The 10,753-nt window shown below is 34.8% G+C and carries 12 protein-coding genes, 1 riboswitch and 1 other annotated feature; of the genes, 9 read left to right on the plus strand and 3 right to left on the minus strand.

What is annotated here, in order from left to right; genetic code table 11:
• The 3 genes from AC1DJR_RS08030 to AC1DJR_RS08040 form a co-directional block, all read left to right on the plus strand.
• On the plus strand, nucleotides 1-365 hold a 365-nt coding region (locus AC1DJR_RS08030), incomplete at its 5' end, for a CbiX/SirB N-terminal domain-containing protein (protein WP_477002353.1).
• Complete coding sequence (locus AC1DJR_RS08035; RefSeq protein WP_002166092.1) at nucleotides 340-957, plus strand: NAD(P)-binding protein; 618 nt, start codon at nucleotides 340-342, stop codon at nucleotides 955-957. The genes AC1DJR_RS08030 and AC1DJR_RS08035, both read left to right, overlap by 26 nt.
• 60 nt (nucleotides 958-1,017) lie before the next feature.
• Nucleotides 1,018-1,264 (plus strand) — a binding site (T-box leader).
• A gap of 111 nt (nucleotides 1,265-1,375) precedes the next feature.
• Nucleotides 1,376-2,731: a sodium-dependent transporter gene (locus tag AC1DJR_RS08040; RefSeq protein ID WP_002086712.1), complete on the plus strand. Its 1,356-nt coding sequence runs from the start codon at nucleotides 1,376-1,378 to the stop codon at nucleotides 2,729-2,731.
• Between the two features lie 30 nt (nucleotides 2,732-2,761).
• Here the strand turns inward: AC1DJR_RS08040 and AC1DJR_RS08045 are convergent, their stop codons facing one another.
• Nucleotides 2,762-2,923 (minus strand): hypothetical protein, encoded by a 162-nt coding sequence (locus tag AC1DJR_RS08045; RefSeq protein ID WP_002158647.1) that lies wholly within the window; start codon nucleotides 2,921-2,923, stop codon nucleotides 2,762-2,764.
• A gap of 99 nt (nucleotides 2,924-3,022) precedes the next feature.
• Complete coding sequence (locus AC1DJR_RS08050) at nucleotides 3,023-4,297, minus strand: murein hydrolase activator EnvC family protein (protein ID WP_477002354.1); 1,275 nt, start codon at nucleotides 4,295-4,297, stop codon at nucleotides 3,023-3,025.
• 493 nt (nucleotides 4,298-4,790) lie between these two features.
• On the opposite strand from AC1DJR_RS08050, the gene gltP reads away from it, so the two are divergent.
• From gltP to AC1DJR_RS08065, 3 genes are all read left to right on the plus strand, one after another.
• Nucleotides 4,791-6,065 (plus strand): glutamate/aspartate:proton symporter GltP, encoded by a 1,275-nt coding sequence (gene gltP / locus AC1DJR_RS08055; RefSeq protein WP_002030692.1) that lies wholly within the window; start codon nucleotides 4,791-4,793, stop codon nucleotides 6,063-6,065.
• A gap of 68 nt (nucleotides 6,066-6,133) precedes the next feature.
• Nucleotides 6,134-6,652: a ribonuclease FAU-1 family protein gene (locus tag AC1DJR_RS08060; protein WP_002135200.1), complete on the plus strand. Its 519-nt coding sequence runs from the start codon at nucleotides 6,134-6,136 to the stop codon at nucleotides 6,650-6,652.
• A 120-nt stretch (nucleotides 6,653-6,772) separates the two neighbouring features.
• A riboswitch (SAM riboswitch) is annotated at nucleotides 6,773-6,878 on the plus strand.
• Nucleotides 6,879-6,972: 94 nt separating this feature from the next.
• Entirely contained in the window at nucleotides 6,973-8,289 is a 1,317-nt protein-coding gene (locus tag AC1DJR_RS08065; RefSeq protein ID WP_477002357.1) for a Na+/H+ antiporter NhaC family protein, read from the plus strand.
• A 68-nt stretch (nucleotides 8,290-8,357) separates the two neighbouring features.
• On the opposite strand, the gene AC1DJR_RS08070 is transcribed toward AC1DJR_RS08065, so the two are convergent.
• A complete protein-coding gene (locus AC1DJR_RS08070) occupies nucleotides 8,358-8,780 on the minus strand; it encodes a GNAT family N-acetyltransferase (protein WP_477002355.1) in 423 nt (140 codons plus the stop codon).
• Nucleotides 8,781-9,090: 310 nt separating this feature from the next.
• Here AC1DJR_RS08070 and AC1DJR_RS08075 point away from each other — a divergent pair, with 310 nt between their 5' ends.
• The 3 genes from AC1DJR_RS08075 to AC1DJR_RS08085 all read left to right on the plus strand — a co-directional run.
• Nucleotides 9,091-9,447, plus strand: coding sequence for a lmo0954 family membrane protein (locus tag AC1DJR_RS08075; protein ID WP_002011676.1), 357 nt, complete (start codon nucleotides 9,091-9,093; stop codon nucleotides 9,445-9,447).
• A 44-nt stretch (nucleotides 9,448-9,491) separates the two neighbouring features.
• Nucleotides 9,492-10,154, plus strand: a complete 663-nt coding sequence (locus AC1DJR_RS08080; RefSeq protein WP_002011675.1) for a PspA/IM30 family protein — start codon at nucleotides 9,492-9,494, stop codon at nucleotides 10,152-10,154.
• Between the two features lie 106 nt (nucleotides 10,155-10,260).
• On the plus strand, nucleotides 10,261-10,753 hold a 493-nt coding region (locus AC1DJR_RS08085), incomplete at its 3' end, for a cell wall-active antibiotics response protein LiaF (RefSeq protein WP_477002356.1).

Below are 10,753 nucleotides of genomic sequence, written 5' to 3' on the forward strand. Positions count from 1 at the left end.
TTGCAAGAGGGAGTAGTGATCCGGAAACTTTACAAGACATAAAGTGGATTTCTTCTTTATTTCAAAAAGAAGAGAACATTAAAGAGGTGGAAGTTTGTTATTTAGCAGCCGCGGAGCCGAAGTTTGATGAGAGGTTGAAAGAAATTGTAGAACAAAAAGAACGGAACATTGTTGTGTTACCTTACTTATTATTTACAGGCTTACTCATGAAACATGTTGAGAAAGAAGTGCGTCAATATGAGTCGGAAGAGATAAAAATAAGTCCCTATTTAGGAAAGAATGTAGCGTTTCGAGAGATGTTAATTCAGAAAACAGAGGAAATATTGAAGGGAGATCAATATGTATCCACTTACAGTGCGAGTTGATAAGAAACGTGTTGTTGTCATTGGTGGAGGGAAAGTAGCGGGGTTTAAAATTATTCCTTTACTAAAACAAGGTGCGGATATTGTTGTAGTAAGTACAGAATTAGATGCAAATTTAGTGAAACTTGTAGAAGAAAAGCAAATTCGTTGGTATCAAAGAGAGTATGAGAAAAGTGATATTAAAGATGCTTTTTTAGTAGTTGCAGCGACTAGTGATTCGGTACTAAATGAACAAATTGCTGAAGATGCCGCAGTGAATCAATTGGTAAATGTTATTACGAATCCGGAAAGTGGAAATGTTCATTTTCCGGCGGCAATTCATCGTGGATTGCTTAATGTAGCTGTTTCTACTGGAGGGGCAAGTCCGAAACTTGCAAAAAAAATTCGTGATGATATCGCAAATAAATATGATGAGAAGTATGAATCGTATCTTGATTTTTTATATGAAGTTAGACTAAAAGTGAAAGAATTACAAGTAGAGAAAAGGCAAAAAAATATATTGTTACAAGAAGTATTAAAGTCGATATATGTTCAAAGTGAACAAAAAAGAGAGCTTTTTTTACAAGAATTAGAGAGGGGAATTTATATAGGATAGTGAGTGAATTGTGCTTTACAAATATAAAAATATAATTTATAATCACAAGTAACTTCAAAGATGAAATCGATRAGCAAGAAGAGTACGTATATTTGATGCGTTCAGAGAGCTGGGGTAAGGTGTGAGCCCGGTACGATAAAATATACAGAATGGGCTTGCGAGAGGTATGCTGAACATTGCAGTAGGCAACCCGGGTTCCGCCGTTAAAAGGATAGGGTATCGGAATTTTCCTGTACCTGAACAAGTGGGATTTATTGATCCAATTGAGGTGGTACCACGGTATTCTATTACATATATCGTCCTCTACATGCATATTTGCGTGTAGGGGACTTTTTTATTTTCTAAAGGAGGTGTGCGAGTATGAAATGAAAGTGTATAATTGATAAAAGTTATAATATTCAGAAAAGGAGAATTTATGATGAAAGAAACACAGCAATGGACGTCGAAAATTGGCTTTGTACTCGCAGCAGCCGGAGCCGCAGTAGGTCTTGGTGCAATATGGAAGTTTCCATATGTTGCAGGTAATGGTGGGGGAGGCGCATTCTTCCTTGTATTCTTACTATTAACTTTATTTATTGGTATGCCTCTTCTTTTAGCTGAATTTGTTATTGGCCGTAGTACTCAAAAAGAGGCCGTTACAGCTTATAAAGTATTAGTACCGAATAGCAAGTTATATCCTTGGATTGGTCGTATGGGGGTTGTTACTTGTTTTAGCGTACTATCTTTTTATAGTGTTGTAGGTGGATGGATTTTACTTTATTTATACTATAGTGTCACAGGTAGTTTCTGGAACGGAGTAGTCGATTATGGACAATTGTTTGCTGAAACAATTTCAAATCCAGTAAGTGCGATTGGGGCGCAATTCATCTTTATGCTTTGTACGATTTTTGTTGTTAGTAAAGGTGTGGAAAAAGGCATAGAAAAAGCAAGTAAGTACATGATGCCGTTATTATTCATTTTATTTATTGCTATCATTATTCGTGCGTTAACACTTGATGGTGCTATGGCTGGGGTAGAGTTCTTCTTAAAACCAGATTTTTCAAAGCTTACAGCAGATACGATTTTATATGCGATGGGACAATCTTTCTTCTCACTAACGGTAGGTGCCTCGGTAATGGTAACGTATAGTTCGTATTTAAAGAAAGAAGAGCATTTAGCTAAATCAGCAACATCTATTGTAAGTTTAACTGTATTTATTACAGTACTTGCAGGATTAGCGATTTTTCCGGCGATTTTCGCATTAGGAGTTAAACCGACAGAAGGACCAGGGCTACTATTTATCGTTCTTCCTGCTGTCTTTGCGAAAATTCCATTTGGACAATTTTTCTTCATTATGTTTTTAGTGTTATTCTTCTTTGCGACTTTAACATCTGCGATTTCAATGCTTGAAATTGTAGTAGCATCTGTTGCGAAAGATAATGAGAAGAAGCGTCCGTCAGCTTCGTTATTAATTGGTATTCTTATTTTTGCAGTTGGAATTCCATCAGCGTTATCGTTTGGAATTATGAGTGATGTGAAAATATTTGGTAAGACATTCTTTGATTTCGTCGATTTTTCAGTAAGTAATGTATTACTGCCACTCGGAGTACTAGCCATTTCGCTATTCGTGCCAAATAAAATGAGTAAAGAGTTATTAATGAAAGAATTAGAAGTTACGGAAACGAAAGGGAAAACATTATTTAACATTTGGTTCTTCTTACTTCGTTATGTTATTCCGGTAACTGTAATTATCGTATTTTTAAATGCGGTAGGCGTATTTAAAATATTTGCATAATAAAAAGACGGAGATTTCTCCGTTTTTTTATTATGTTGTAGAAGTATTTAATAAGCGATTATATGCTTTATAAGCTGTGACAACTGCGATAAATGATCCAATTAAAAATAACGCTGAGCCGCCGAATGTAAATAACCGGCCGATGTATGTTTCTCTAGCTTCTTCTATTTCTTCTTGTAATTGTGTATTCATATTTATCACCCCGCAAAATATAGGCATTTAGTTGTAGTTTATGTAAAACGCCTAAAAAGTGTGAAGTAGTAAAAAAAACTCGGTATGCACCGAGTTTTTTTATAATCCGATATAAGGAGACGGATCAACTGCGTTTGTCTTACCAACATTCCATTCCCCAATATGAAGTTCGAAGTGTAAATGTTGTCCGTAAGATTGACCGGTATTTCCCATAAAGCCAAGTTGATCGCCTTGTTTTACAGTTTGTCCATTGGATACAGAGCGGCTATTCATATGTGCATACACTGTCGTATATGTTTTTCCGTTAACACGGTGAGATAAGTAAACAACGTTTCCGTAACTAGAGGATAATTCTGAACGGATAACAACGCCATCTGCAGCGGCAATAATTGGAACTGTTCCCGAAGCTGCGATATCGATTCCTTTATGGTTATCTAAAGAACGTGCGCCGAATCCAGAAGTTTTTGATCCAGCGGCTGGCTTAATAAATCCACCTYTGTTCGTATCTTGCGGTGTTGGTGCGGATTGYGTGCTTTCTTTAGCAKWWRCGGCGGCTTGTTTTTTTGCTTCCTCAGCCTTGCGTGCCTCTTCAGCTTTCCGAGCTTCTTCTGCACGTTTTTCTTCTTCAATTGCTTTTTGAACAGCTTGACGCTGGTTTTCTAAAATACCTTGTGACTCTTCTAATCCTTCAATCTCCGAATCTACTTTTGATACTTTCGTATGTAGATCTTTAATAAGAGTTTGTTGCTGTTGTTGATTATTTTGTAACTCTTGTTGTTTTTGTTCTAATTTTTGTTCAGATTCTTTCAGTTGTTGCTCTTTTTTCTCAACAGCTTCTTTTTCTGTCGTCACAGCATTCTGATCACTTGTTTGCTTTTTCACAATATCTGTATCGTTATTTAAAATTAAACTTACAGAATACATATTATCAACAAGATCGGCAATATTTGCAGAACTTGTTATTACTTCTGTAATGATACTCGTACGAGGCTTTTCTTGCATAGATTGTAGTCGTTGTTTAATAACTTCCTGCCGTGTATCTATGTTCATTTGTAATTGCTCTATATGTTTCTTTTTTTCAGTAATAACTTGCTGTGTGCTGCTAATTTCTTTTTTTGTATCGTTTAATTCAGCTTCGTTTTTATTAATAGAAGTAGTTAATTCGTCGATTTTCTTTTGTAATTCCTGGATTTCTTTTTCTATTTGTTCTTTCTCAGCTGATTTATTTTGTAAGTCATTTTGTTTGCCTTCTAATTCGGATTGAATATTAGATAATTTATTCTCATTCGTTTCAGCGTATACGGGTGAAAGTAACGGGGAAACGAAAATCGTTCCAGCTGCTAAAACACTAAATGCTGCAAATTTCTTTTTCATGGTTGTCTTGCTCCTTTCCCTATGAATGTTATATATCATAAGAAGAAGAGTGTCTATCGTTGTAATCATAATGTAAAGAAAATTTTATAATTTTGCTAAGTTTTGTCGGAATTTAGTATCTTTTCGTAGTGTTTGTCATAAATTTAAAATTCTTGAATGTATAGAAAAAGATATCAATTTCTATATTTTTTTTAAAAAAACATGGAAAATAATGGGGTTTTCCATAATGAAACAGTATTTTAAAAACCTATCAATCACTAGTAAGGAATCGATTTCATGTGAGGTTTTCTGACATGAAGTTTGTTTTTGTCAAGAAAATTATTTGCATTCGTGCAAACTTATTTTGTTGTCAGATTTTAAATTTTGATTTATGATTTTCAACAGGGACAAAATGTAGTGAATTGTCGAATAATATGTAATACTCTTAATTTCAAGTTTTATAGAGATAGAATGAGAGGTAGAGTGACACATCGAAGAGGGGGTTACCACAAGTATGAAAAGAATAGGACTTGCATGGCAAATTTTAATAGGACTTGCGCTTGGTATTGCAGTTGGGGCGATTTTCTTTGGCAATCAGGAAGTGGTGAAGTACTTACAACCAATTGGTGATATTTTCATCCGATTAATTAAGATGATTGTTGTACCGATTGTTGTAGCGAGTATTGTTGTTGGGGTTGCTGGTGTTGGCGATATTAAAAAGTTAGGTCGACTAGGCGGAAAAACAATTATTTACTTTGAAATTATTACAACGATTGCAATTGCTGTCGGTCTATTAATAGCAAACATTTTCCAACCTGGAAAAGGCGTTGATATGGATAAGTTAACAAAAACAGATATTTCTAAATATACACATACGACAGAGCAAGTACAAAGTCATTCGTTCGCAGATACGTTTGTAAATATTGTTCCGACGAACATTATGAAATCATTAGCTGAAGGTGATATGCTTGCTATTATCTTCTTCTCAGTATTATTTGGTTTAGGTGTAGCAGCAATTGGTGAGCGTGGCAAACCAGTTCTACAATTTTTCCAAGGTGTAGCAGATGCAATGTTTTATGTAACGAACCAAGTTATGAAGTTTGCACCATTTGGTGTATTCGCATTAATTGGTGTTACAGTTTCTACATTCGGATTAGCTTCATTAATTCCATTAGGGAAATTACTCATTGTAGTATACGGAGCAATGATCTTCTTCGTTGTAGTTGTATTAGGACTTACAGCGAAAATATTCGGTATTAACATTTTCCAATTCTTTAAAATTTTAAAAGACGAGCTGATCTTAGCGTACTCTACAGCAAGTTCAGAAACGGTTTTACCAAAAATTATGGAGAAAATGGAAAAATTCGGTTGTCCGAAAGCAATTACATCTTTCGTTATTCCAACGGGTTATTCATTTAACTTAGATGGATCAACTTTATATCAAGCAATTGCGGCAATTTTCTTAGCGCAAATGTACGGTATTGAATTATCCATTACACAACAAATTACGTTATTACTTGTATTAATGGTTACATCAAAAGGTATCGCGGGTGTACCGGGCGTATCATTCGTTGTATTATTAGCAACACTTGGTACAGTAGGTATTCCAGCTGAAGGTTTAGCGTTTATTGCAGGTATTGACCGTATTCTAGATATGGCTCGTACAGCAGTTAACGTTGTAGGTAACTCTTTAGCGGCTGTAGTTATGTCTAAGTGGGAAGGTCAATATGACGCTGAAAAAGGACAAGCCTATTTAAAAGAGATATCTGAAAAGGGTCAAGCAGCTTAATTATAATATGAACAAGCTCTCACATAATATGTGGGGGCTTTTCTATATATAGAAGAGGAGCGGACGTAATGAAACGTAAATATGGTGACGGTTCTTCGTGGAAGCGACTAATAGAGAAGGATTATAGGGTTAAGCAAGTAGAGGATGGAATGTTAGGAATACTGGACATAAAAAAAGTGAGAGAACCTAGTCATAAAGAATACAATGGTAAACAGCTTTGCATTGCAGGTGATGGGTATACATGGATGCAATATTTTATAAACGGGAAAAACTTTGCAATTACAGCTATGTTAGACAATCAAAAACAATTAGTACAATATTATATCGACGTGACGAAAGAATATAAAATAGACGAGCGTGGTTTACCTTATTTTGATGATTTATATTTAGATGTAGTATTGTTACCGAACGGTGAGATCTATGTACTGGATGAAGACGAGTTAGAGGATGCCTATAAAATTGGTGATGTTACAAAAGAAGAATATGAGTTAGCATGGAATACAACAAAATGGATTATCGCGACGATAAAAAATAGAAAATTTTATTGGATCTCAATATTGGATAAAGAAATCGAAAAGTTAAAATGATTGGTTTATTCATATTTTTGTATAATTACCAAAAAAATCTATACAAAAAATAATTGACTTTTGTTTTGTAAGCGAGTAAAGTTAGGAAAGAAATTATTATTAAAAAATAAATATGAAACCTTCTTATAAAGAGAGGCGGAGGGACTGGCCCTACGATGCCTCGGCAGCGGACTCGATTTCAGAGTGCTGTGCCAAATCCAGCAAGCATGTGCTTGAAAGATGAGAAGAGTGTTTCTTATAGATGTATAAGACCTCTTCTCATCGGAAGAGGTCTTTTGTTGTTCGTTAGAAAAGGTTTAAAACTAGGGAGAGATGATACTTTGAAAGAAACGAGAGGAAATGCTTTAGCTTTATTACCACTTGGAATATTTTTGGCGCTATTTATTGGTTCTGGRATTATTACAGGTGATTTCTATAAATTGCCGATACTMGTAGCRATTAYRATTGCTGTAGGAATTGCTTTAGCGATGAATCGTAARGAAGGCTTTAATGTGAAAGTGGAACGATTTGCAAAAGGTGCAGGAAATCCAGATATTATGATTATGGTATTAATCTTTGTACTTGCAGGTGCGTTTTCTGAAACAGCAAAAGGGATGGGCGGGGTTGATTCTACAGTTAACTTAGCTTTATCKRTTTTGCCRCAAGGGTTTATCGTTGCTGGAATTTTTGTTATAGGTGCATTTATTTCATTAGCGATGGGTACTTCAATGGGAACAATTGCMGCAYTAGCGCCAATTGCTGTAGGTATTAGTGGACAAACTGATATCTCAATTGCGCTTACGATGGCTACTGTTGTGGGGGGAGCGATGTTTGGTGACAATTTATCATTTATTTCTGATACGACAATTGCAGCTGTTCGTTCGCAAGGAACAGAAATGAAAGATAAGTTTAAAACGAATTTTTTAATTGTATTGCCAGCTGCAATTATCACAATTGTACTATTAGTAGTTCTTACATTAGGAAATCATACAGAAATTAAAGCTCACACGTTTGATTGGGTGAAAATTTTACCGTACGCAGGTGTACTTGTTACAGCGTTACTTGGCTGGAATGTACTGATCGTATTAACGGGCGGAACTGTACTATCTGGCGTAATTGGCTTAATAGATGGAAGTTATACATTAGCGAGTTTCTTTAAAAGTGTAACGACTGGAATGGGCGGTATGATGGAGTTAGTGTTACTTGCCATTTTAATCGGTGGTATGGTTGAACTTATCCAGTATAATGGTGGCATACAATATTTAATGAATCTTTTAACACGTAATATTCGTTCGAAAAAAGGAGCRGAGTTTGGTATTGCTGGCTTAGTGRGTATGACGAATRTGTGTACAGCRAAYAATACAATCTCTATCATTTTTACAGGTCCGCTTGCGAAGAACATTGCGGATCAATATGAAATTGATCCACGTAAATCAGCGAGTGTACTGGATCTTTTCTCTTGCTGTGTACAAGGGTTAATCCCATATGGTGCTCAAATGTTAACAGCGGCAGGATTTGCTGCGTTATCTCCGGTCGAATTGTTACCATATGCATTTTATCCAATTTTAGTTGGAGTATGTGGAATCATTTCTATATTAATTGGTTTCCCGAGGTTTTCTAAAGTGGCGGAAAAAAAAGAGTATCATAAAACTGCATAAAATAAAGAGACATTTATTATTAACAGTTGAAAACGCTCGGAGAACATTCTCTGAGCGTTTTTTATTATTTATAAATCCTTTTTCAAATAGTAGTGTTTATAATCTCTTCCTACGTTATCGAGGATACCATACTCTTTATAACCGTATTTTTTATAAAAATCTAATGCTTGAAAGCTTAAAGTGTCAACTTTTATAAAATCACAATTTCTTTCTAAAGCGATTTTTTCTACTTCTAATAACAGTTTAGTTCCATACCCTAATGCACGTAYATCTTCATCGATGATAAAAGAGTGAATCTCTAACCAATTCCAACAGACTTCACCTAATATTCCCCCGCATATTTTACCATTTTCATCTTTAAGAAATAAATGAATCTCTAAGTATCTGTCTCTTAAATCAGATGGAAAGTGCTTTAAATTATATTCATAAAGCTGATTGTTTATATAGTTTTTAGCGGAGGTATTGATTTCTTTCGTAATGTGTAAATTCATGATATATCCCCTTTAATTTAAATATAGCCTTCTGATTTATTTTAACATAATTTTCTTAATAATATTTTTAATGTAATTTAATAAACGTTTGTACGTCTTGCTAATTTTTTGGATGCGCAAGTTGAGATTCTCATCCGTTATTGAATAAGAATTTTTCTGTATCTATACGCATCGCATACATGTTCGTTTTGCAAAAGGCTGAATTTAACTCAGTCTTAAGTCTGAGTTAAAAACGGTTCTTAAGCTCGTTATGAAAAAATGAAAAAATAGTTAAGATAAGAGTATCAAATCGAAGGGAGGCAAGCACAAGATGAAACAATTTCTAGCGTTTATCGCAGCCGGTATTTTGGCTTTAATTGCTCTTGGTAGTCTTGCTGGTATTGTAGGATTCGCCATTGGAGCAGGAGTTGTGTACTGGAGCTATAAATCATTTGTGCGAGCTAAATCATTCTTTGGAAAGTTAGCTTGGGGTATTGTTGGTTTAATCGGTTTRTCCATTGCACTTTCTCATTCCCCAGCCTTAATCGGTATCGCAGCATTAGTAGTTTTATACTACGGATACCGTGAGTGGAAAAAAGGAAAAAATGTAGTTGTTGATTCTGCTCCAGAAAGTGCTAAACCATATAGCAACTTTGAAGATGAGTGGAACAAGTTAATGAAAAACTAATATAAAATAAATCAAATTATAAAGTAGAAGAGAGGAAGATTATAATGAAACAATCTTTATTCGGACGTGTACGCGATGCAATTTTAGCTGATTTTCATAATGTGTTAGATGAGAAAGAAAGAAAAAATCCAATTGCTATGTTAAACCAATATTTACGAGATAGTGAGCGTGAAATAACAAAAATTGAGAAGTTAATTCAGCGTCATAAAACATTAAAATCTAACTTCGCTCGTGAGCTTGAGCAAGCACGTTATTTCGTTAATAAAAGATCAAAGCAAGCTATCATCGCACAAGAAGCAGGCGAATTGCAATTGCATGAACGTGCATTAGAAGAAGTAGCGTATTATGAAGGGCAAGTAACTCGCTTAGAAGAAATGTATGCTGGTGTTGTAGAGCAAATTGATGAGTTAGAGCGTCGTCTTTCAGAAATGAAAAATAAATTAAAAGAAATGAACGCAAAGCGTATGGAATTAATGGCACGTGAAAATATGGCGCATGCAAACCGCCGTATGAATACTGCTATGCATAAAATGGATGAAAATAATCCGTTCTTACGATTCGAAGAAATTGAAGATCACATTCGTGACATAGAGCTTCGTATAAATGAAGAGCATGAGCGTGATACATTTGATATGAAAATTGCAAAACTAGAGAGTGAAATGAAAGAGAAAAATGAAGTATCGTTAACGAAAGAAGTAACAAAATAATTGTAGTATATAATAAAACAGGCTTATGATATAGTGATAGGAGAAAAGGTGTTGGAAAGCAATGCCTTTTCTTCTATGTATATGTGACAAGGAGGGGGGAGCTGAAATGAAGAAGCAATTTTCAAAAACACAATTTATGGGGATGCTCCTCATCATATTTGGATTCGGTCTTTTTCTTGATATGATACTTGGACATTTTGAACCAGGTGGTCTAATATTTGCATTTATTATGATTATGTTTGGAAGACATTATCGAAAGAAGAACCGTTATGTAAGAGGGAATGTATTTTTATTTGTCGGTGGTATTGTCTTCTTATTCTTCTTATTTTCATCAGCGGCATTCGTACTTGTTGTGTTTGCTTGTTTAGCTTTAATTGGTTATCAACTTATTCAACAAGGACATCGGCAAAAAGCAATGAAAGTTGAAATTAAAGAAAAAGGATATATAAATGAAGAAAAACAAATATATCGTACAGAACCGTATATAAAAAATATGTTTGTAGGTAATGTACGAATGATGGATCATATTTATGAAATAGAGGATATTAACGTCCAATATGGTGCTTGTGACGTCGAGATTGATTTAACAACTGCTATGA

The organism is Bacillus sp. 05T31, assembly GCF_056396725.1.